Consider the following 24,041-nt stretch of genomic DNA (forward strand, 5'->3'; position numbering starts at 1 on the left):
TGCTGCTGGATCGCGCTCTTTAATAAGCGTAAGAACAAATAGAATCGCAGATAAAAAAAGACTCCCAAATGGGAGCCTAAACGTTGACACATTTTTTTTTGGAATATCTTTCATTCGAGGACTAAATATAAAACATGTAATTGTCAGCCAAACTCTCTTCTTTGTAGTTAATCAAATCATAAAGTGTTGTGGAATCCAGCACATCGGCAATGCTGTCACGAATACGCAACCATAAATCCCGTTTCGCTGCATCGTCCTCTTCCGTGAAGTCTACAGGAGAGATAGGGCCCTCCAGCACACGGATGATATCACCGGCAGTGATAGCGTTCGCCTCACGCGACAAAATGTATCCGCCATATGCTCCACGAATACTTTTTACAAGCCCTGCATTGCGCAGAGGAGCAATTAGTTGCTCCAGATAATGCTCGGAAAGACCATTTTTCTCAGCGATACTCTTAAGTGAAGTTGGTCCTTCACCAAATTTCAGTGCAAGCTCCATCATAATTGTTAGTCCGTAACGACCTTTGGTTGATATTTTCAAAGGGGCACCTCTTTCAGTTTAATGTCTGATTATTGTATACTATTGATTCGGCAAGTCATTTTGATTGTCATATCAAGGTATTCCGATAATTACTCTCAGTTTATGTTATCATATCCGAAGTCACAAATGAAATGGTAAACGAAACATTTTACGAGAATGTTCACCCCAGGTGGACATTTTGTTGTTTCCAGTCTCTTATTTCAGAGGTTTAGAGTAGACAGGTATGTTATAATACATTTTGAGCCGGGTGTTCCATGAATGACCGGTATTTTGGGTACAGAAATGGTGATTACGATGACAAAAGCAAAACAAGACACCCGTGTCGTCGTCGGCATGTCCGGAGGGGTCGATTCCTCCGTCACGGCGCTTCTGCTCAAGCAGCAGGGCTATGACGTCATCGGCATCTTCATGAAGAACTGGGACGATACCGACGAATTCGGAGTATGTACGGCCGAAAGCGATGCAGAGGATGTTCGCCGCGTATGCGAGCAGATTGATATTCCTTACTATACCGTTAATTTCGAGAAGGAATACTTTGATAAGGTATTTTCTTATTTTCTCGATGAATATAAGGCCGGCCGGACGCCAAATCCTGACGTCATGTGCAACCGCGAGATTAAGTTTGGAGAATTTTTGAACAAAGCTCTTCAGCTTGGTGCCGATTATGTCGCAACTGGACATTACGCACGTGTTATAGAAGAAGATGGTGTGTACAAGCTGCTCCGCGGCGTAGACAACAATAAGGATCAAACCTATTTCCTGAATGCACTGGGGCAACATCAACTCTCTAAAACAATGTTCCCTATTGGACATCTGCCGAAACCTGAAGTGCGGAGAATTGCTGAAGAAGCAGGACTTTACACTGCCAAGAAAAAAGATAGCACAGGCGTCTGCTTTATCGGCGAGCGCAACTTCCGCGAATTCCTCAGTCAATATCTCCCGGCACAAGCTGGCGATATGGTTGACATAGTAACTGGAGAGATCAAAGGCCGCCACGACGGACTTATGTATTACACGTTAGGCCAACGCCAAGGCCTTGGTATTGGTGGCTCTGGCAACGGCGAACCGTGGTTTGTAGCTGAGAAAGACCTTAGCCGCAACATTCTTTATGTAGTACAAGGAGACAAGCACCATAGCCTGTACTCTACTAGCCTGATTGCTTCCGGTGTTAACTGGATTGACGGTCAAGAGCTTGGGCAAGAGCCGCTGAAATGCACCGCCAAGTTCCGGTATCGCCAGCCAGATCAAGGCGTGACCCTTACAGCGCGTGAAGATGGAACAATAAATGTAGCCTTTGATGTTCCACAAAAAGCTATCACACCTGGTCAAGCCGTTGTCTTCTATCTCGGCGAGCAATGTCTCGGCGGCGGAACGATAGAATACGCGCAGAAGGTTGTTCCTTCAGCACAAGTGTGAATGTAAGCCAAGCTTCTATAAAAGCCTATCTACAAGTAATCGTAGTAACTCACAATATCTAACTAACATACCAAAAGCACGAAATAGTTGTATTTAATACAGCTATTTCGTGCTTTTTTATTTCTTTTTGGGTTTTAGTTGTATATTGTACAGTTAAACTGAGCTTATACCTCAATAAATACCCATATACTGATAAATAGTTGTATGAAGTGCAACTAAATTACGTTGGCGCGGCTAGGGTGTATTTTAGTTGTAGGAAATACAATTAAAATGGATATGAAGCCACATTTAGTCGCAGTCGCTAACTAGCCAATTACTAAAAAAAGCCCCAGCCAAATGGCTAGGGCTTCCCTTATTTAGACTTTAAGGCTCAAGTCCCCATGCTAGATCACCATTCAAATACAACAGCACATGATTCCATTCCGTGTACGATGTTTTGGCAGGATCATAAGAGTAGTCTCCAACCTCGTTGTAATTGCTCCAATCCGTTTTGTTGACCCGGATCTGGATATCACCCGTGTTGGCTCCCGGTGCAAGACTGCCTGCACCTGCGCCGAAGGAGATTTCTAAATAATAATCCGCTCCAGTTTTGGCAGGGTCCACCTTCACGAATGTTCCCTGTATATTACTTCCACCGATGTTAGCATAGTCAACATTAAATTGTTGAGGTTTATCGCCATCAATCGTGTAATAATACCGCAGCTTTACATCGCTAAGCGCTACAGCCGTATCCCCATTGTTAACAATTTGCAGCTGCGGGCGGAACTGAATATCTCCCGGATTGGTATCACTTGTCCGGTATTTCACCAGCAAATCTCCTTGTACCGGAATCGGCACATCAATAGGCTTGGCGTGAACCTCAAGCGAATTTGGGCTCTCTCCAACCACGTTGGAAGCACTAACTACGTAGTAGTAATCCGTACCGTTAACCACTGAAGCGTCATTGTAAGTCGCCTGAGTGACAACAGCCACATCGCTGTAAGGGCCACCAGTTGTCGCAGCTCTTTTCACAGTGTAGCTAGTAGCTCCAGTTACGTTGTTCCAACTAAGATCTACAACTTTGTTACCAGCGACCACACTTGGTTTGGAAGGTGCTTTTGGAGCTACTGGCTCAGTAGGCACACTGCTGTTGATCAGTCGATCGTATTCAGCATAAGCAGTTGCCATATCTACTTGCGACCAGAAGCGATGGTAGGTAAATTCAGGGGCTCCATTGTCCCAAGTTTTAGTCACTTTATTAAAAGAAGTATTGTATTTGTCCAGCAAATATTGCCACTTGGAGTCATTCACGATATTTGGACGGATATCGGTATAGCTTGCGTATACCCCGTTTCCGCCTTTAGCTGGATCGGAAGGCACTGTAGATGAACCAGGGATCGTATTTCCTTGGCCGAATGTACCTGTCCAACCGCTTGGGAAATAGACTTCTTTAGTGAAATAGCGAGAATAATCTCCACGGCTTTCGGTAGTTGCAATACCAACTCCATCGTTATAACCCCATGCCGTGTCTAACAAAGATTTAGCCAGTACCTGAGCCTCTCCTCCCAGAGTACTGTAGCTGCCATGTTCAGCTTTGGTGCCAGCCGCATAGAAGGTAAGTGCCTTAATATAGCTGCCCAGTACACCTGTATCTTGGCTTGGACTCTTAGTTACGGCTTTCAGGTTACTGTTTGCTGCAGAACCACTGAAGCCATTCCACGTATTAGGTTGTCCTGTCCATTCCACATTACCTGGAATCCAGAACTCTCCTGGTGCAGAGACTGTTGCCACTTGTGGGTTGTCTCCTCCAAGAATTCGATTACCTTGACTGTTCAGGTAGTAACCTTCAGCATCCGTAACTGGACGTTTGTTGGCAAAGGCATAATCTTTAGACCAATCTACCCAATTTTCTATAACTTGTTTTGCCATTTGAAAGTTTTCAGATGTAGTGTCTCCGTTAGAAGCAAGGATATAGTACAGCTCTGCTACCCGCTCCACACTCCATGCCTGCATCCCGAACCAGTTATTGGATGGAGGATCGTGGTAGACTGGAGCTTCGTCATATGCCATGCCATAAAAAGTACTGGTTCCGGCTGGATAAGCCTTGTAGGCGCCTTGATAACTATTGGTCGCTCCTCCGGCAATTGCCCCTTCAGAGGACTGCAGCCAAGTATAGAATTCCAATTGACGTTTCAGAGAATTTTCCCAATCCTGTCCAGCTGTAGCTGATGACGGGATCAGACCACCATCCGAATCAGAAAGTGCGTAGGCAGCCACGACATTCTGATACCCTTGGTGGGCATGGCTCGCCCCGATTCTCCAAGCCCAGTTTCCTGTAGCTCCAATTCCACCGCCCCATGCGGTATACCAAGCCAGAAGATATTGATTGGAATCTTTGCCAGTCCCGGCATCAGGTGTGCCGTCAGTAGCTGCACTTCCTACTTTTTGGAAGTATTTATCATACATACCGTACCGCAGGAAATCGCCCATTTTCTTAGCTTTATTCAAATACACTGTATTGTTGTAGCCGAGCTCTTTAGCCCAGTACATTGCTTGTACTGCCCGTGCATCGGCATCTGTAGCATTCGTGTAACGCCATTGAGCGGAAGGCACGTTAGCTTCTTTTGTGAACAGGCTCATGAAGCCTTCGTTTGCTTTTCCGAACGTTTTGTCATCTTGAGACGGGTGAGGGACCGCCTCCCAAACGGACTCTTGTTCACCCCGTTGGAATGTATTCACATAAGCGGCTGTATGCGTAGGATTCAGCAAGTTGCCGAAGCCGTACCAGTTGTCCACGTCTACCAGCCAGTGCATCAAGTAGGTCTGGTTGTTGCCATACGTCGCCTTCAATTCAGCATCTAGCGGATCTTTACCTGCTGCATACTGGCCACCTAGCTGACTTGGATACTGATCCGGCTGAGCATGCTCCGCTGCATACGTAGCCGGGCTGTTCGGATTGTAATAACTCATGGTTGGCTGTTCTTCCTTGCCATCACCTTCGTTAATAGGGATGATATACTTCTCCATGTTGTCCCAAGCTGATTCCAGCTTAGTCCAGTCCCCTGTGTGATAACCATAGAGTACCTCAAGCCACATCCAATAACTGTAAGCTTCTGAGGTCGTCATATGTCCGTAATCAGGGGCTTCACTCATCAAGGTCTCTACCGCATGATAAGGTACTCCTTCAGCAGAGAAATAACCATTTGCGGGGTCTTTTAGCTGCGCATATAATTGCAGAAATCGCGTCTGCTCCGTAGTAGAAGCGTGAGCAGTCTGAGGTCTAAAATTAAATAGACCGGTCATGAGTGAGAGAAACAGGACTGCGGCCATCATTACAGAAACAGGCTTCTTTATTAAGCTCAATTTCATCATCTTAGGCAAGCTCCCTCTCTTGGATATATTTATGGTTCTAAGCCCCATACAAGTGTTTCACCTTGATAAAGTGTAACTTTATTCCAATCGGCAAATGTCTGCTGAACCGCGCTGTAGGAATAATCATCCGTTTCATTGTAAGCCGTCCAGTCCGTCTTATTGGTGCGAGCCTGAATCTCGCCGCTATCTCCACCAGGCGCTACGCTTCCAGCCCCTGCACCAAAAGAAATCTCCAGATAATAATCCGCGCCCGTACTGGCGGGATTCAGCTTAACAAAACTGCCGCTTAAATTACCACTGCCCACTACAGCATAATCACAATGAAACTGTTGTGGTTTATCCCCATCCACAGTGAAATAATAACGCAGCTTCAAGCCGCTAAGTGCCACAGACTCGGTTCCTGTATTCATAATTCGGAACTGAGGGCGCAGCTGTCCATCACTGGCATTCGTATCATTCGTACGATATTGCACCTTCAAATTCCCCGTTGTGGGCTGTGTTGGTTCTTGGGGTTTGGCACTAACCTGTATAGATGGCAAGCTCTCCCCTACACTATTCGTGGCAGTGATCACATAATAATAAGTGGTTCCGTTCACCCGTCCACTATCCATGTAATCCGTTCCCATGACATTCTCAAGCACCGTATACGGGCCTCCACTCACTTCACTGCGTTTAACGGTATATTCACTAACCCCGCTAATGGCATTCCAAGTCAAATGGACAGTCCCATTACCTGCTACTGCCTGAACATTAGTCGGACGTGCAGGGACTTGAGGTTCTCCAGGTTGTCCACCACCCGCTGGAAGTTCTCCATACATGTGCACACCTGCATCAAACACCGGAATGTTCGCTGTTTTTACAGGAGTTGCTCCTTGAGCTGCCACACCTTGGAATGAATAATCATTAGCATTATTCCAGAAGTTAGTGTTCAGCGGGGCTGCAATTCGGAATTGAATCTCCTTACGATGAGCAGATTGTCCACCCGGATAAATCAAAGTACCTGTAAAATCAACCTTAGTATAGTAGATATGGTTAGCTGCATCGTAAGGCTGAAGTGCAGACACCGTTCCACCCTGATTGTAGCCTCCCGCCGTAACCGTAATATCCTCAGGAGCATAACCAGCCGCTATCGCTTCACTAAGATCCACATAGTAGTTAAAAGACATCTCTTTACTGGCCCGTGCCGGCCAGCCCGTACGGTTATTCAGCAATGCTCGAATCTCTACGAAGTTGCTGCCACTAGCATTCACAGAGGCTTCGACAAACATCTCATCTTCACGTGTCTCTGCAGGTGGAAATTGTGCAAGCGGCTGTTGCCCTTGTCCATGCAGCAGCACCATTTTTGCAATAGCTCCTGTAAAAGCTGCATTGTAATCGGTTGCAACTTCATTCGAGACATAATCGTTAATGGAGTCGGTGTAGCTGTCTGTTTTGGACGGGCCTCCAACTAGCGCTCCGTACAAGACATGGCGATGATTTACCGGAACGGTCTGACTATCATTCCATGATCCATGTGAGGTTCGATGATGGGGATGCTGAGGAGAATTATTACCATAACCGATAACATAACTGCTGTTTCGTGGATTGTCGCCAAGCATATACGTAATTTGTCTCTCCGCGAAAGAACGCGCCGTATCTTTCTTCACCGGATCGCTCACCCAGTCCGAGTAAACGAAGGCTATAAAAGCCTGATTGGCTGCATAACGCAATGCGCCCCATTGATCCAGATGGGCTAGTCCGCCAGGTGTATAGGCAACACGGTCACTTGTTCCACCCACTCCAGTCGTCCAATACTGCATATTCCGTTCAGTGGATTGAATGAACTTGGTCTGCCCGGTGATTCGTGCCAACAGTAATTGAGCGCCATAATGCTTGTCGTCCCAAGACTGCGTCCACTGATAACCCCAGTTTCCAGCCTGATTCGTTCCCCATTGATCACTTGCTGCAATAGCCTTATTGAGATACTGCTGATCGTTAGTCGCCAAATACAACCAGACAGCCCCCCAGCTCAATTCATCCGCATAACCGCTCCAAGAATTATAATATTGTTTGGCATCGGTAATGCTATCGGAATAGGAGCCGCGGTAAGTGTCAGCAAAATTATAAAGCTGTTTAGCATGCAGCAGCAGCTTGTCCGCATATACGGCATCCGTATCCCTGAAAATAATGGATGCTGAAGCTAACGCTGCAGCTGTTTCTGCGGCAAGATCTGATCCGGGATGAGTGGCATCAATTTTGTAGGAAGGTCTCTGCATCTGCATGACTTCTGCGGGTCCCCACCAATTATGATCGGTTGTTCCGTTACCAACTTGTCCCCACAGCTCGTTAGGAGCAGTATGAGCTTTTACAAAATAATCGGTTGCCCAGCGAATATTGTCTAATATTTCCTCCAGCTGCCCAGACCCCTCATATCCTTGCTTGTACTCATAAACCGACCACGCCAGCATCGTCGTAGAATAAGCCATAGGCAGACCGAATTTAACGTGATCACCGGCATCATACCAACCACCAGTCAGATCATGTCCCACATCCGCCCCGTCCAAAAGACCGGAATCGCCCCGCCATTCCACCCGATTGTTATCTGGCAATTCACCAGACCGCTGGGTTTCGTAGAAATAAATAGATTTTTGAAGAACCTCCGCATAGTTATAGTCTCCGGCCGCCGCCTCTGCTATCGCCGGTTGAAATGCAGCATTTGAACAAAATGTAAGCGTAAACAACAAACTGATCACCAGTCCTTGTTTCCTATACCTCTTGATCATTTCTACTGCCCCTCTCTTCAGTGAATGCCACAAGAAAGATTACACCTCAGTCCCGTAACACCTCCCTCACTTGAATCAGGTACCCGTCATTGCGATCATCCACTCACCTCTCTCTAAGAGCTATATTTAAGCGAAAGTTTCGCTCTCACCCAAAATATACCATATATTTCATTAAAACACTATATTTTTACAGTAAATAATGCACAAAATATAGGAATTATTGTTAATTTAATGAAAAATAAAAAACAGCAGCTCAGGATCTCTCCTTGAACTGCTGTTCATTAATACCCTCTTACTGAGCTACCGCAGCTTTATCTGCAGAAACCGCAATGTCGTTATAATAGATTTCAACTCCATCACCAACAGCCCAATAATTCAGGACGCGGTTATTAACTGGCACTATTACAGCACGATAAAGTGTTGGGAATACTGGAATCTCATCAACCATAAATTGTTGCCACTCTTTATAGATTTCTTTACGTTTGTCTACATCAAATGCAGCCTCGGAGATCCCTTCGGCGAGCAAACGATCGTTCTCTGCACTCGAGTAACGCGGGAAGTTATAGATTGCATCTTTGCCATACAGACCTGATGGGTCAACGTCAATCCCTACACCCCAAGCGCCTTGGTACACATCAACAGTAGGATCATCCTCACCATTTTGACCTATGCGATCATAGAAGGTATTAAACTCTACCATTTCCAAAGTTACATTCAGACCAATCGCTTTCCAGGATTGTACATAATATTGAGCCAGCGGCTCAGCAATGTCTCCACCAGTCATCGAAATGAAATTAATCTTCAGCTCGCTGCCATCTGGATTCGTTCTAAATTCACCGTTTAGTTTGTAACCAGCGTCATCCAGGATCTTCTTAGCTGCTTCTGGATCATAAGCTACACCTGGATTGGAAGCATCATGGAATTCAGGATGGGAAGGTGGGATCAACGTAGTCGCATTCCAGCGAAGTCCATTATAAAACTTCTTACCGACAGTATCATTATCTACAGCAGCCCACATGGCTTTACGCAGATTTACATCCGCCATTTTAGCTTTAGGATCTGTTGCAACAACTTTTTTCTCTGCATCCCATTTACCAAGCTTAAAGCCTATATACGTATAAGCACGATCAACCGCACCCAGGAATTCAACGTTTGACATCTTTGCATTATCCGGGAATTGATCAATAGGGAAGGAATCCACCAAGTCAACTCCGCCAGATTTCAGTTCTTGTACAATCGTTGTTGGGTTGATAACCTTCAAAATTACTTTATCCAGTTTTGGGGCTCCGCGCCAGTAATCTTCATTCTTAACAAATACTACAGACTCACCAGGAACGATGCTCTCTACTTTAAAAGCTCCGAAGCCAATTGGCTTTTGGCGGACTTCAGGGGAAGAGGAGATTTTGGCAACATCCATGCCGCCAAAGATATGTTTGGCTAATGGATAAATCCATACGCTACCCGTTAACAAGGAAGGTGTAGATTGCTTATAAGTAATCTGCAGTTTCTTATCACCCAGCACTTTAATCCCGGATATGGTCTTGGCTTTACCGGAATGGTACTCATCCATGCCTTCAATATTAGTGAAGTCAGAACCATAACGAGGACCATCATAAGCAGGATTACCAATAACTTCATGGGCGAACAACCAGTCTTCAGCCGTTACTGGCTTACCATCCTGCCAGTTTACATTGTCGCGAATCGTAAAGGTAAAGGTCCGTCCATCTTCTGCAACTTCATAAGTAGCCGCACCATCATTAGTATATACATAGTCTTTATCCCAAGTTAACAAACCTTCATCAAACCAGTTCAGAACTTGAGCATCTGGATCTCCAGAATAGAAGTTCCAGTTCAAAGTACCTTCAAATGGACTATCGGAAACAAGTCCAAATGTAATTGTCCCTCCGTCAATAGCTTCACCTTGGTTAGTCTTAACGTTACTAAAATCTTTAATGTTATAAAGTCCGTCTTCTGCCTCAGGCGCGGCCGTTGCTTCTGCAGTTGCCGCAGGTGCGCTGGCGCTAGGAGCTGCTGTTGATTCAGCCGCTTCGTTGTTGTTCTTGGAGCCGCAAGCCGCAAGAGCGAACAACATTACAAACATTAATGAAACTAGTAAAGCTTTTGAACGAATGGCTTTTCTCATTTAATCATTTCCTCCCTTATTATCCTTTTCTTTGTCTTGCGTCGGTCGCACGTTTAAGCGCTTGACCCACATTATTTATACTCAACATCAATACCAGGATCAGCAATGATGCGGGTAACCAGATCCACCATCTGAACTCAAGGGTCTGCGGATTTCTCGCATAGCTTACTAGAGTACCCAGACTGGGTGTACTTTCTGGAAAACCAAAACCTAGAAAGGATAGGCCTGATTCCAATCCAATATTAGCTGCCAGATTCAAGGTCATCGTTACGATAATGATAGAGCTTAAGTTCGGCAGAACTTGCGTGAACATAATTTTTAGATTGGAGGAGCCTAGGGTCTTAGATGCCTGAACATAATCCAATTCCTTCTCTTGCAATGTCTTGGAACGAATTAGCCTGGCAATCCCCATCCAAAGAAATGCTGTCATGATAAAGGAGAAGGTCAATGTATTGTACTTAGGAACTGCGCTGACAAAAGCTATAACAATCATTAGAAAAGGTAGAATCATGAAGAAATCCACAATACGCATCGCGACATTATCTACCGTTCCCCCAAAGTAACCTGAGACTAAACCTACCAGAATACCGATAATTCCCGTAAAAAAAGTAACCATAAAGGCAATAGACATGGAATTTCGTGTTCCTATAATTAATTGACCGAATACATCCCGTCCTCCATAATCAGTCCCCAGCCAATGCACAGCCGAAGGCTTCTCATATAGGGCGAACAAGTCAACCGTGACAATTTCTTTCTGATCTAAAAATAAGGAGATCCCATATACAGCAGCAATAATCGTAAATAGGAAAATCAATGAGATCAGTGCCAGCTTATCCCGCACCATCTCCCGCCAAACAATTTTGAAGCCCGATGGACTTTTATCAGTTTCCTGCAGCAGAGCTATCTCTGCGCTCGTCTTTGCCATTTCATTCACCCCAAAGTGTTCATCTTCTTATTTAATCCGGATACGAGGATCTACGATACTTAAAATAATGTCTGATAACAACGCACCGACGATGGAAGCAACCCCATACAGAAGAACAAGAGCTGTTACCACGCTGAAATCCCGAATCGTTATCGAACTTAGAAACAGCAAACCCATTCCTGGATAGCTGAAGATCGTTTCAACGAACACCGTACCACCGATTAGTCCAGTGATCTCATATCCAAAAAATGCAGCGATCGGCAGCAAGGAGTTTCTCAAAATATGACGATTGTATACGCGTGACTCCGAAGCCCCTTTAGCTCTAGCAGTGAGAATGAAATCTTTTTGCTTCGTATCAATGATCTCATTTCTCAGATATTGTACAGTCCCAACCGTTGCAATTAGCGCCATAGATAGCGCAGGCAGAAGCAGATGATAGAATTTACTCCAGAAGTGACTTAGTGTACCTGGAACTTCCCCGGGACTGACACTGCCGCTGGTAGGAAACCAATGAAAATGAAACCCGAAAACCCATACCATTAAGAGTGCAAATATAAACAACGGTGCAGCAAATCCAATATAGGTATAGCCAGTTATCAAGCGATCCAGCCACGAATCGTTATAACGTCCGCTGGTAATACCAAGCGGGATAGCAATAAGGTATGTAAGAATCAGCGTAACAATGGCCAGCCAAAGGGTATTCATCAGGCGTTGACCGATTAGCTCTGAGACCGGCATTTTGAAACGGAAGGACTGGCCGAAATCCCCTTGTATCGCTTTAGTGATCCAATCCCAGTACTGGATGTACCATGGATCATTTAAACCGAGCTTTTCTCTCATCGCATCAATGGCCGCCGGGTCAATATTCGGATCAAGCATTCCTGAAAGTGCGTCACCAGGCATCGCCTTCGCCATAAGAAAAACAAGAATACTTAATAGAACTACTTGAGGGATCATTATAAGAATTCTACGAACGATAATCTTCCACATATTCTCAACCTTTCTCAGGCAAGGCTACCAGATGAGTCTCGGAAATTGATTTTAATGGATAAGCCATGCCTTCTTCATCAAAATAATTCCGGTGCGCTTGTTCATATTCCTTGCTTACTGATTTTCTAAACTCCGTCTGCTTTTCTCTCTGTTTCGGATCAATATCAGGAATGGCGGCAATGAGTCGTTTGGTATAAATATGCTGAGGATTGTCAAAAATATCTTTAGCAGTCCCTTGCTCCACATGTCGTCCTTTATACATAATCCCTATGTGATCGCACATATGCCTGATGATCCCGAGATCATGACTGATAAATAGAAAAGTAAGATTCAGCTCTTTTTGAATGTCCTGCATGAAGTTAAGCACTTGTGCCTGTACTGAGACATCTAGCGCAGATACCGGCTCGTCAGCAATAATAAGCTTTGGCTTGAGTGCAATTGCTCTGGCAATTCCGATCCGCTGCCGCTGGCCGCCAGAAAATTCATGCGGATATTTCAGGATGTTCTCAGGACTTAAGCCTACCTGTAAAAGCAATTCCTGCACCCGGCGTTTTTCTTCCCCTGGAGACATTTTTTCGAAATTACGCAACGGTTCTGCAATAATATCGAGTACACGCTTCTTAGGATTTAAGGAAGAGTACGGATCCTGAAAGATCATCTGAATGTCTTTGCGGACATTTCTTTGCTTACGTACACCCCTCAAGGCCAAATCTTGCCCTTCAAAAATCACGCTGCCGCTAGTAATAGAATTAAGACCTATAATCGCGCGACCCGTTGTCGTCTTCCCGGAACCAGATTCACCAACCAGACCATAGGTTTGCCCAGCTTCAATGGTAAAATTAACATTATCGACAGCCTTAACTACGCCAACTTCCCTTCGAAAAACACCGCCGTGGATTGGAAAATGTACTGCTAAATTTTTAACCTCAAGAAGTCCCATTGTGGATTGCCTCCTCGTTAGTATCAGGGAAATGGAAATTGTTATAACAGGTGCAGCGAACGAAATGTCCGGGTGCGACTTCATGCAGCTGTGGGTTCTCCTCATGCTCCGATTCAGGAATCCAAGGCGTCCGTGCCGAGAAACGGCAGCCCTTACGCGGAAGGTTTTGCAGTGGTGGAACAATCCCCTGAATCACATGCAATCTGGATTTCTCTTCTTTTGCCGTTGGAATGGAGTTTAATAAGGATCTCGTATACGGATGTTTCGGATTAGACGTCAACGTAAAAATATCTGCGATTTCGACGATTTGTCCGGCATACATCACCGCAACACGGTCAGCCATTTCGCTTACAACCCCTAAGTCATGAGTGATTAAGATAATGCCTGCTTCCATATCGTTTTTTAATTTTTTAATAAGTTCAAGGATTTGTAATTGGATAGTCACATCTAGTGCTGTAGTAGGTTCGTCGGCGATCAAAAGCTTGGGTCCATTGGCTATCGCAATGGCGATAACCACCCGCTGCCTCATGCCACCGGATAATTCGTGGGGGTACTGCTGATATGTATGCTCGGGACGGGAAATTCCAACCTTGGTCAAAAGATCAATGACCTTCTCTTTTCTCTGTTTCTTAGAAAGCTTGGAATCGTGTAGGATAAGTACTTCTTCAATCTGTGAGCCGATGATCATTAGCGGGTTTAAAGCGGATAAAGGATCTTGAAAAATCATAGACATTTCTTGGCCGCGCAGCTTGTTTAGTGCAGCAGGAGACATGGTAACGATGTCCTGGCCCTTGTATTTGATTTGTCCGTCAATTTTGGCTCTGGTGTGCAGCCCCATAATTGAAAAGGCGAGCGCACTTTTTCCTGAACCAGACTCTCCAACGATAGCCAGAATTTCATTTTTGCGAACAGACAGGGTAACATCATCAACCGCAGCATAATAGTCGTCTGCAATTCTGAACGATGTCGACAAATTTTTGATTTCTAGTAGTTCTTCGCCCATATTCATCACCCTAACGACAAGGATTTCAAAATTAACACAATGAAAATATTATGTAAATTTTGATATAAATAGTGTTGATTTTCATGAAACATTTTGAAATAACCAATGTGATGATAATTAACACCATTAAGAATACTACCAGTAGTTCAATCGGAAATAAAAATGAACATCTCGTAACTTTGTAGTTCATTTTAATTAACTTATGGTAAATTATCAATCTTTTCCTATAAAAAATTTTCAATCGATGTGATCAAAAGTAACGTAGGCAACAAAAAAACGGCTCTAGGCCGCCTTTTTTCGGGAATTATTTAGTTCGTCTGAAAGTTAAAATCTTTTGCTTTCCAGCATGAAATTGGAAGGTATTACAGTCGCTAGCTGGGTTACTGCTCCCGCCGAAGCTTTTGATTATGACGAATCTTAATCTCGTTGCCTTGCTCAGTTGCTTGATAAAAAACACGCTGAGAAATCTCCTTAGGCAAATACTCCTGCTTTACATAATGCCCCGGAAAATTGTGCGGATATTGATATCCTTCATGCCCTAACGCAGTTGCGCCTTTATAGTGCGTATCACGCAGATGCAGCGGTACCTCCGCTGATTTGATCTCATCCATACTTGCCATTGCATTGGAAATAGCCATAACCACAGCATTAGACTTCGGACTCTCCACGGCAAAAAGAATAGCTTGGGCAATGTTCAGCTTCGCCTCTGGCCAACCATTGTTTCGATAAGCATCCAGCGCACTCACCGCTTGAACCATAGCTTGGGGATTAGCCAGGCCGATATCCTCACTGCTGGCTGCAATCAGGCGCCGAATAAAAGTCATAGGGTCCATTCCAAGCTTTTCTACCGCATACAGAAACCAAAACAACGCGGCGTCGCTGGAACCGCGGATACTTTTATGAAAAGCGGATAGCACATCATACTGCGTCGATTCATCAGCCTTCACAATGGGGCGCCGAATGGATTCCTCCGCCACCTCCAGCGTAATATGAACACTTCCATCAACTTGCGGCGCGGTAGTCAGGGCTGCCAGCTCCAGCGCATTTAGTGCCCGGCGAATGTCTCCATTAGCCATAGTTGCAATATGCAACAAAGCCTCTTCATCGACCTGAAGCTCCATAAATCCAAGACCTTTATCTTTGTCCGCCAAGGCTCTGCGCATCGCGATCAGACTGTGTTCACTCGTTAATGCCTCCAGCTGAAATAAGGTGGAGCGGCTCATAAGCGCCCCATTAACATAATGGAACGGGTTCTCTGTAGTCGCTCCAATGAAGGTGATGGTCCCTTTTTCTACCGCTGGCAAAAGCGCATCCTGGCGTGAGCTATTAAATCGATGCACCTCGTCCAGGAACAGGATCGTCTTTGTGCCGTACAATGTTTGATTGTTCTGAGCTCGCTCAATAACCTCCCGTACATCCTTCACGGTAGCTTCCACCGCATTCAGACGTACGAATTCCCCTTGTGTGTGATGAGAAATAATATGCGCGAGTGTCGTCTTACCGCATCCCGGGGGACCATAGAGCAAAATCGAAGAGACTTGATCCGCCTCAATCGCTCTTCGCAGCAGCTTCCCCCGACCTATGATATGCTCTTGACCAATATATTCATCAAGATTCTCCGGTCTCATCCGGTCCGCAAGCAGCCGTCCGCCCCCGGTGTCCTCTCCGAAAGAAAATAAATCCATAACTCCACTTCCTTGCTATATTCTTGTAAAAGCTCAATATAAATCCCTCTCTATCATACCATATCACAGGGAAGGATTAGGATGTCCTGCCGGTTCAAGGTAACAGTATCAGCATAGACTTATTTTACGCCAAAATAAAAAGAGCATGATCTCGTCTTAGAAAGGCGGGAGCCATGCTCTTTTTTCAAAATATAAGAAAGTATAGGTTTCACGCTATACTTTATCCTTATGATTTCTCGCATAACGCTTACCGTCCTTATAAGGACGCCAAAGGCGTTTATGCTTGAATTGCAAGCTAGCAATTTACTGCCAGCCGCATTTTTGATATGATTTTACGAATGCTTTCTTCCGATAGATGGTACTTCTTCTGAAGTTCCGCTACGGAATCACCGCTTCGATGACAACTGAAAATTTCCTTGTTCCGGTTCGCTATTTCTTTCCTCGAACCGCTGTTCTCGCCCCATCGAACCCGCTCTTCCGTCCTCTTTGGGATGTAGAGCAGTTCACCTTGGATGTATCCCTGAAGCTCTTCGAGCAAGCCAGGGGGGAGCACATCCTTCCCATTTACATAACTCAACTTGCATTTCCTCCTTCAACAGGTGTGTCCCTATGCGTCGGTCAACTAAGTTTTTAGTTATAATCACGTCACCTGCCTCCTTTCTTCTCCTCATATTTGGAAAAATCCGTAATTTCATTATATAAAAACCTTTTGGTAGCGTCTACATTCGATTTCATAAATTTCGTTCTTATGGATAAGTGTGGTACTTCTTATGTTAGTAATAAGGAGGCCATAAGGCCTCCTCGCTTTAAGCAGGTTTCCGTCTTAAACGGAAACCACCTCGTATACTGAAATCATTTCAATCAGCCTCCTTCCAGAAGTGTTCTTGCCCGGCCGGACACTTATTATTAAGCCATACCTATGGGGGAGTTACAAGACCAAGAACAGTTATAACCATTCTCCACCAGTCTTACTCCCCCTCAGAATCGCTTCCAGCCGCCGTTTGCACATAGGAAGGAACTTCCCCATTATGGAGCAGCCACAGCTCATGGAGAGCACGTGTACAGCCGACATACATCAGCTTCGCGTCCCAAGCCGTCGCTCCGTAATGGTCTTGATCGGCATCTGCTAAGATCACTGCATCGAACTCCAAACCTTTTGATAAATAGACAGGCAGCACCGATAGCCCACCCTGATATTGGGTCATACTGCCATCAATCAGATGAATATCTTCAAAATGCTGTGACAGCTCCGCATATAGTTCTGCAGCCTCATGAAGATTTCTTGTTAGGACAGCCACCGTACGGTATTCCCTTCCTGACAGAGACTTCAGTGCAGAGGTTATTGTCCGCAAGCGAGCTTGCTCATCAGCTATCAGCTTCCCGTTATCCTCGCCGTAGGCGATCATACGCACGGGATCTCCACTACGAAACACAGGAACGGCCAGCAATGAGCTTTCCACACCTGAAGATAGAATTCCATTAGCGAAGTCTATAATTTCCATAGTAGAACGATAGCTGCGTGTCAGCGCGTGATAAGCCGTGTTCTCAGGGGTAAACAACGTCTGCATCTCTTCCCACGCGTGTACGCCTTTATAGGCATGTATACCCTGCGAGAGGTCACCCAGGATCGTAAAGGAATGGCCTCGCACATATAAATCCAGAACGGCAATTTGGAAAGGTGAAAAATCCTGAGCCTCATCGATTACTACATGGTCAAAGCGAGTAACGCCCTCATCACCGTTCAAAAGATAATGGATATACAGCAGCGGAGGTAAATCCTCTTCACGTATGATGCCTTTTTTCAGCTCTTTTGCCGTTTCCTTCAGTACAGCTGCCGGAATTTCCTCAGGCGGTTCAATCGGCCAATCCTCAGGAAGTTTAGCTGCTCGGAAAATTTGCTTATAGATCGTTAATGGATCATATTTAGGCCATTTGGCACTATAAGCCTTCTCTCGCTGCGCGCCTTTTTTCTTGCGATCCTTCATAGCAGCAGCTGAAGGGCTCTTCTTCAGTTCCATCTCAATCCAGCGATGAATCCGCGCCATTACCCGTTCCTTGCGCTTAGCTGGAGGATAGGGAGCATACTCCTCATTATGCCAGCGCAAAATCATAGAACGGCGTAGCACCGCACCCTCCCACGGGCTAAAATCACCCTCAGGTACGGAGCTGCTTTCCAATAGCTTGATGCTGGACTCTATGATTCCCATCAGCACCGTGGAACCCTTGAAGCGCCCCGGTGTCTCTTCTGTAATTACCGGCATGCCCCCAGGGGTTTCGAACCAGCGGTTCATCGTCTCTGTCGCATCCTGTTCCGGCAATTCCAGTCCTAGTACATTAGCCGCCCAATCCGGAAATGTACTTTGAGCAATATTACCTACCCCGAGCTCAGGCAATACATCCGAGATGTAATCTAAAAACATCCGGTTTGGTGCAAAAATGATCATTTTTTCCGCAGAAACCTGATCCTTGTATTGATACAGCAGAAAAGCAAGCCTGTGCAGTGCAACGGTTGTTTTACCGCTTCCTGCCACGCCCTGAATGATCAGCGCTGTATTCTTGGCAGCACGGATAATCTTGTCCTGCTCCTCTTGTATGGTCGATACGATATCCCGTAGGCGATTATCCTTATTCTCCCCAAGTCGATAGACGAGAAACTCATCTGATACTATCGGTGCATCGCTTTCCCGATTGTACGTATCCGCGACCCGCTCCAGAATTTGCTTCCGAATCACGACGTTGCGTTTGAGGTATACCAGCCCCTCTATCAATCCCTCAGGAGCTTCATAGGAGGCTGGCTCGGTACCGCCGGTAAACGAATAGAACAGGCTTGCTACCGGTGCGCGCCAGTCGATGACTAGCGGACGGTCGCTTACCTGCTCACGGTCTACGCCGATTTTGCCTATATAGAGTGCCTTCCGTTCATTCTCATCATTGCCTTGAAAATCAAGCCGTCCGAAATAAGGCTCCTGCCTAAGCTTGGCAAGATCTTTGCGCTTCTGATCACGGTTCGCTTCCAGCACCTGTTCCGTATAGTCATGTCCCGTGTACACTGGTGTCTGCTGGAGCTTCTCCAGCAAAGTGTCAATTTCAGTAAGCGCTTGATTCAGCCTGTCTTCTTCCTCTTGATAGGCACTTTGAAAGTTGTCTTCCAATTTCAGTTACCTCCTAAAAGTTTATCGAGCTTAAATTTTCATGCTCCTACGCCCATTTCTCACGCAAAAGGATACCCATTGTAGCACAATCAGCGCTTAAATACCAAATCTTTCAAATGATTTGACTAAACTTATAAGTTCTCCAACCTAAAACCCTTTGGTGCTCCTTAGCTCGCACAAGCGTCGAATATTCAGGACACACCAAAGGTGTTTTTGCCTTTGGTTTCGGCGTACACGCACATTTAGCTCCAATCAACGGTATTTATACCTTTGGTTTCGGCGTACACGCACATTTAGCTCCAATCTACGGTATTTATACCTTTGATTTCGACTTCTACGCGCATTTGGCTCCAATCTACGGTATTTATACCTTTGATCTCGACGTCTACGCGTATTCGGCTCGAATCTACGGTATTTATACCTTTGGTTTCAGCGTTCGCTCACGTTCGGCTCCAATCAACGGTATTTATACCTTTGATTTCGACTTCTACGAGCATTTAGCTCCAATCAACGGTATTTATACCTTTGATTTCGGCGTCTACGCGCATTTAGCTCCAATCAACGGTATTTATACCTTTGATTTCGGCGTCTACGCGCATTTAGCTCCATTCTACGGTATTTATACCTTTGATTTCGACGTCTACGCGCATTTAGCTCCAATCAACGGTATCTATACCTTTGATTTCGACATCTACGCGTATTCGGCTCGAATCTACGGTATTTATACCTTTGATTTCGTCGTCTACGCGCTTTTAGCTCCAATCAACGGTATTTATACCTTTGATTTCGGCGTCTATGCGCTTTTAGCTCGAATCTACGGTATTTATACCTTTGATTTCGACGTCTACGCGCATTTAGCTCCAATCGACGGTATTTATACCTTTGATTTCAACGCTGGCTAATAGAGCTGATTAGTGAACAACAGTTCCCTCGCAATCAAAGAAACTGGATGCCGCACTATAGCACAGCCTGCAAAATAAAGTTAGCTACAAACAAACCAGCAATCCCATACAGCGCAGGTGGCACTTCCTTCCCTTTGCCCAGCGCCAGCTTCACAATTGGGTAGGTAATAAAACCAAAAGCCATACCATCCACAATGCTATAGGTGAATGGAATCATAACCATGATTAGAAAAGACGGGAACAGCTCGGTCAAATCACTCAAGTCCATCTCACGCACATTCTGTACCATAAGTCCGCCGATCACAATCAGGATCGGTGCGATCGCACTATCGGGAATATAGGATAACAACGGAAGGAATAAGAAGGTCGCCCCGAATAGAAGCCCTGTCACCAGCGAGGTGAGACCCGAACGCCCGCCCGCAGCTATTCCTGCATTGGATTCTGCAGCGGCCACGACTGGACTGCTTCCGAAAAGACCCGCGGCGATATTGGCAAGCGAGAGCGCACGCAGGCTGCTTTTGAAGCGTTCTGGACGGCCTGCCATCATCGTCTGTGAGGCTACAAGACCGATATTTTCAAATACAACGATTAACAATAACAGGAATACAGCAATCCAGAACACAAGGCTCACAATACCGCTCCAGTCCATTCCGAAAAATAGGCCGCCATAACCTGAGAATACATGCCCTGAAGCTTGTTTTTCCGGTGCATGTGCAGCTCCCAGAAGATAGGCTAGTCCTGTACCAACCAGCATACTTATCAGCAGGCCGCCGTTAGTTCCCCGGATAAATAACACTAAAGCCAGCAATAAAGTCACACAGGATGTAATAACTGCAGGATCACTAAAATGTCCTATGGCAACAAAAGTAGTCTGATGGGCAATCACTATCCCGCTCTTTTGCAGCCCTATAAAAGTCAGAAACAGCCCTATACCGACTGTAATGGCATGCTGCAGGTTTTGGGGAATTGCCTCACTAAGAATACGATAAAGTGATGTAAAGGCCACGATAGCGAATAACACGCCTGTTATAACGACTACAGTAAGCGCCTCTCTCCAGTCCAGCTTCATGGAATGAACAAGCGTATAAGTGAAAAATGCGTTAATCCCCATCCCCGGAACCACGATGATAGGCGTCTTCCCGCCAAAAGCCATCAGCAGACAGCCGGTAATAGCAGTCAACAGTGTAGCCACCATTGCAGGTCTAAGCGGCATCCCCGCGTCATGGAGAATCGTCGCATTCACCATAACAATATAAACTGAAGCAAAATAGGAGAGAATCCCTGCAGCCCATTCCCGTTTCCAGTCATTCTCAGGCGCAAGCCCCACACTATTTCGCCAAAAATTCGATTTCATGTACAAAAACCTCCACTGATATTAAGTTCCGCAGGCGGATATTACCCGGATTATAAATCTAATAATCAGCCGTTCATCCCGGTTCAGCTATTATGCCTATTTGTGGCCTGCTTCTTGCAGAACCCGCCTGTTTAACGACAACAAAAGGGCGTACGCAGCCGGATTCCAGCTACTCGCCCTTTTGTCCATTACTCTAATCCTATATCTATAATTGAAACAGCCTCAGCTCAGCGATTCACTTACAAGCTGACGCCTCCAGCCTCAAGCAAATCACGCACGGCAACGCTGACCATGATTAGGCCGGCTACCGGTGGAACAAATGAATTGCTGGCTGGCGGTTGTTTCGCTTTACGTCGATCCGGCGCATTCTCCGGAACAATCTTGTCCGTAACATCCTGACGTGGCTTCATTGGCGGCTCCGTAGAGAAGACCACCTTCACGCCTTTCTTAATCCCATCCTTACGCAGCTTCTGGCGAATGACACGGGCAATCGGATCATACGTTGTCTTGGAAATGTCCGCTACCTGGAATCTTGTAGGATCCATTTTGTTGGCAGCGCCCATGCTTGAGATCATAGGAATTCCCCGTGACAGACATTCTTTAATCAAATGGACCTTGTAGATAATCGTATCCGAGGCATCAATCACATAATCCGGTTTCAGCTTGAACAGTTCCTCATAGGTTTCTTCCGTATAGAACATGTTCAGCGCAATCGCTTCACATTCCGGATTAATCAGCTTCACGCGATCCACCATCAGTTCGGCCTTCTTTTGCCCAACCGTAGTAGTAAGTGCGTGAATCTGCCGATTCACATTGGTAATGTCGACAGAATCCTTATCAATCAGAATCAGTCTGCCGATCCCGCTACGAGCCAATGCCTCAACAGCCATACCGCCAACACCGCCGATACCAAGTACCGCTACTGTGCTGTTCTTCATAATCTCCAGACCTTCCGGTCCGATCGCCAGTTCCGTACGTGAGAACTGATGCAGCATGAGGTCAGCCTCCTTCAAAAGCTATGGCGAAGCAGAAATCTGCCTCGCCCGCTTTATTTAATTATTCTTTTTCTTTTTCTTTCTTTGGTTTAAGGGCCAGCTTAATGTGCAGTTGCTCCAATTGTGAACCGTCTACTGGTGCAGGTGCATCCATAAGCAGATCCGTTGCACTTGCCGTTTTCGGGAATGCGATGGTTTCGCGCAGATTTGTACGGCCCGCCAGCAGCATGATTAGACGATCTAAACCGAAGGCGATACCACCGTGTGGAGGTGTACCATATTCGAACGCATCCATCAGGTAACCGAACTTCTCGTAAGCAACCTCTTCTGTGAAGCCGAGAGCTTGGAACATTTTTTCCTGTACTTCACGTTTGTAAATCCGCATGGAGCCACCGCCTACTTCATAACCGTTCAGAACGATATCGTAGGCTTGTGCACGAATTGCACCTGGATCTGTGTCAAACAGATGCAGATCCTCTTCACGCGGACGAGTGAACGGATGGTGTTCTGCTACATAACGTTTCTGATCTTCATCATAACCAAGCAATGGGAAGTCAGTCACCCAAGCGAACTTGAACACGTTATCGTCGATCAGACCCAGCTGACGTCCGATTTTGACACGAAGGGCGCCTAGAACGTCCGCTACAACCTTTTTGGTATCAGCGGAGAACAACAGTAGGTCGCCTTCTTCAGCGCCTGTACGCTCCTTCACAGCGGCAATTTCTTCTTCAGTGAAGAATTTGACAATCGGTCCTTTGAACTCGCCGTCTTTCACTTGAATCCAAGCCAGACCTTTCGCTCCATAACGCGCAGCATAAGGTCCGAGATCATCGATTTCTTTACGAGTCCAAGTCCCGCAGCCTTTAGCATTTAGACATTTCACTTCTCCGCCTTTTTCGATCACGGAAGCGAATACCTTTACGCCACTTGTTGCAACAATATCGTTCATTTCTACAAGCTCTAATCCAAAACGCAGGTCAGGTTTGTCTGAACCGTATTTGCCCATTGCCTCAGCATAAGTCAAACGTTGGAATGGAAGCTGAATATCCGCTCCTACAGTTTCTTTGAACAAACGCTGCATTAGGTTCTCCATCATGCCAAGCAGCTCATCTTGAGACAGGAATGAAGTCTCGATGTCCACTTGTGTAAATTCCGGCTGGCGGTCAGCACGCAAATCTTCATCACGGAAACAACGAGCAATTTGATAATAGCGTTCAACGCCACCCACCATCAAAAGCTGCTTGTAGATTTGTGGAGATTGAGGCAATGCGAAAAATTCGCCTTCATGCACACGGCTTGGCACCAAATAATCACGCGCACCTTCCGGTGAGCTCTTAGTTAGGATTGGTGTCTCTACGTCAATAAATCCTTCACTGTCAAGGAAATCGCGGAAAATCTTAGAAGCTTTCGAGCGTAGCAACAGTGTTTTTTGCATTTCCGGACGACGCAGATCCAGGTAACGATATTTCAGACGAAGAGATTCGTCTACTTCCACTCCATCTTCGATGAAGAATGGAGGAGTCTTAGCAGCGTTCAGCACTTCGATATCTGTAATTTGAACTTCAATCTCACCTGTTGGCAGATTGCGGTTAATGGTTTCTTCATCACGTTTAACCACTTTTCCTTTGACAGCCAAAACATACTCACTGCGAACCTTATCCGCAATTTGCAGTGCTTCGCCGGAGTAGTCCGGGTTGAATACAACTTGCACAATACCGCTTCTGTCACGCAGGTCAATAAAAAGTACGCCCCCAAGGTCGCGGCGGGTCTGGACCCATCCGTTTAAGGTTACCGTTTGTCCAATATGTTCTGGTGTTAATTGCCCACAGTTATGACTTCTTTGCATAATTCACCATTCCCCTTTTTATTTAAAAATACATTT

16 protein-coding genes are annotated in these 24,041 nt (G+C 45.7%); 2 read left to right on the forward strand and 14 right to left on the reverse strand.

All coding sequences use genetic code 11. From position 1 onward, the window contains the following. Positions 1 to 121: 121 nt before the first annotated feature. Positions 122 to 541 carry a cysteine metabolism transcriptional regulator CymR gene (gene cymR, locus NSQ50_RS24265; RefSeq protein WP_036677599.1) on the reverse strand — a complete coding sequence of 140 codons (420 nt, stop codon included), beginning with the start codon at positions 539 to 541 and terminating at the stop codon, positions 122 to 124. A 294-nt stretch (positions 542 to 835) separates the two neighbouring features. Here cymR and mnmA point away from each other — a divergent pair, with 294 nt between their 5' ends. Further along, on the forward strand, positions 836 to 1,957 hold the full coding sequence (gene mnmA / locus NSQ50_RS24270; protein WP_076141568.1) for a tRNA 2-thiouridine(34) synthase MnmA: 1,122 nt from the start codon (positions 836 to 838) through the stop codon (positions 1,955 to 1,957). Positions 1,958 to 2,320: 363 nt separating this feature from the next. Here the strand turns inward: mnmA and NSQ50_RS24275 are convergent, their stop codons facing one another. The 10 genes from NSQ50_RS24275 to NSQ50_RS24320 form a co-directional block, all read right to left on the reverse strand. After that, positions 2,321 to 5,305, reverse strand: a complete 2,985-nt coding sequence (locus NSQ50_RS24275) for a glycoside hydrolase family 48 protein (RefSeq protein WP_081386958.1) — start codon at positions 5,303 to 5,305, stop codon at positions 2,321 to 2,323. Between the two features lie 32 nt (positions 5,306 to 5,337). After that, positions 5,338 to 8,070: a glycoside hydrolase family 9 protein gene (locus NSQ50_RS24280; RefSeq protein ID WP_076141545.1), complete on the reverse strand. Its 2,733-nt coding sequence runs from the start codon at positions 8,068 to 8,070 to the stop codon at positions 5,338 to 5,340. Between the two features lie 292 nt (positions 8,071 to 8,362). Further along, the gene (locus NSQ50_RS24285) at positions 8,363 to 10,213 is read right to left on the reverse strand and encodes an oligopeptide ABC transporter substrate-binding protein (protein ID WP_036677608.1); all 1,851 of its coding nucleotides are present in this window, start codon (positions 10,211 to 10,213) and stop codon (positions 8,363 to 8,365) included. Positions 10,214 to 10,232: 19 nt separating this feature from the next. Next, positions 10,233 to 11,138, reverse strand: coding sequence for an ABC transporter permease (locus NSQ50_RS24290; RefSeq protein ID WP_051490985.1), 906 nt, complete (start codon positions 11,136 to 11,138; stop codon positions 10,233 to 10,235). Positions 11,139 to 11,165: 27 nt separating this feature from the next. Continuing rightward, on the reverse strand, positions 11,166 to 12,128 hold the full coding sequence (opp4B, locus tag NSQ50_RS24295; protein ID WP_036677612.1) for an oligopeptide ABC transporter permease: 963 nt from the start codon (positions 12,126 to 12,128) through the stop codon (positions 11,166 to 11,168). A gap of 4 nt (positions 12,129 to 12,132) precedes the next feature. Continuing rightward, positions 12,133 to 13,068 (reverse strand): ABC transporter ATP-binding protein, encoded by a 936-nt coding sequence (locus NSQ50_RS24300; protein WP_036677615.1) that lies wholly within the window; start codon positions 13,066 to 13,068, stop codon positions 12,133 to 12,135. Then, a complete protein-coding gene (locus tag NSQ50_RS24305; RefSeq protein ID WP_036677618.1) occupies positions 13,055 to 14,071 on the reverse strand; it encodes an ABC transporter ATP-binding protein in 1,017 nt (338 codons plus the stop codon). The genes NSQ50_RS24300 and NSQ50_RS24305 overlap by 14 nt, the downstream gene beginning before the upstream one ends. Before the next feature lie 380 nt (positions 14,072 to 14,451). After that, positions 14,452 to 15,756 carry a replication-associated recombination protein A gene (locus NSQ50_RS24310; protein WP_036677622.1) on the reverse strand — a complete coding sequence of 435 codons (1,305 nt, stop codon included), beginning with the start codon at positions 15,754 to 15,756 and terminating at the stop codon, positions 14,452 to 14,454. Between the two features lie 295 nt (positions 15,757 to 16,051). Then, entirely contained in the window at positions 16,052 to 16,333 is a 282-nt protein-coding gene (locus NSQ50_RS24315; protein ID WP_036677625.1) for a CD3324 family protein, read from the reverse strand. A gap of 391 nt (positions 16,334 to 16,724) precedes the next feature. Then, positions 16,725 to 18,908: a HelD family protein gene (locus NSQ50_RS24320; RefSeq protein WP_076141543.1), complete on the reverse strand. Its 2,184-nt coding sequence runs from the start codon at positions 18,906 to 18,908 to the stop codon at positions 16,725 to 16,727. A gap of 344 nt (positions 18,909 to 19,252) precedes the next feature. Between NSQ50_RS24320 and NSQ50_RS24325 the strand changes: the two genes are divergently transcribed. Then, positions 19,253 to 19,810: a hypothetical protein gene (locus NSQ50_RS24325; RefSeq protein WP_076141542.1), complete on the forward strand. Its 558-nt coding sequence runs from the start codon at positions 19,253 to 19,255 to the stop codon at positions 19,808 to 19,810. 55 nt (positions 19,811 to 19,865) lie between these two features. Here NSQ50_RS24325 and NSQ50_RS24330 read toward each other — a convergent pair whose 3' ends face one another. From NSQ50_RS24330 to aspS, 3 genes are all read right to left on the reverse strand, one after another. Next, entirely contained in the window at positions 19,866 to 21,164 is a 1,299-nt protein-coding gene (locus tag NSQ50_RS24330; RefSeq protein ID WP_036677630.1) for an NCS2 family permease, read from the reverse strand. Between the two features lie 239 nt (positions 21,165 to 21,403). Further along, the gene (locus NSQ50_RS24335) at positions 21,404 to 22,159 is read right to left on the reverse strand and encodes a tRNA threonylcarbamoyladenosine dehydratase (protein WP_036677632.1); all 756 of its coding nucleotides are present in this window, start codon (positions 22,157 to 22,159) and stop codon (positions 21,404 to 21,406) included. Positions 22,160 to 22,220: 61 nt separating this feature from the next. Continuing rightward, positions 22,221 to 24,005: an aspartate--tRNA ligase gene (aspS, locus tag NSQ50_RS24340; protein WP_038572979.1), complete on the reverse strand. Its 1,785-nt coding sequence runs from the start codon at positions 24,003 to 24,005 to the stop codon at positions 22,221 to 22,223. Positions 24,006 to 24,041 lie beyond the last annotated feature (36 nt).

Source organism: Paenibacillus sp. FSL R10-2788 (assembly GCF_038003885.1).
Lineage (GTDB): Bacteria > Bacillota > Bacilli > Paenibacillales > Paenibacillaceae > Paenibacillus_AQ > Paenibacillus_AQ odorifer.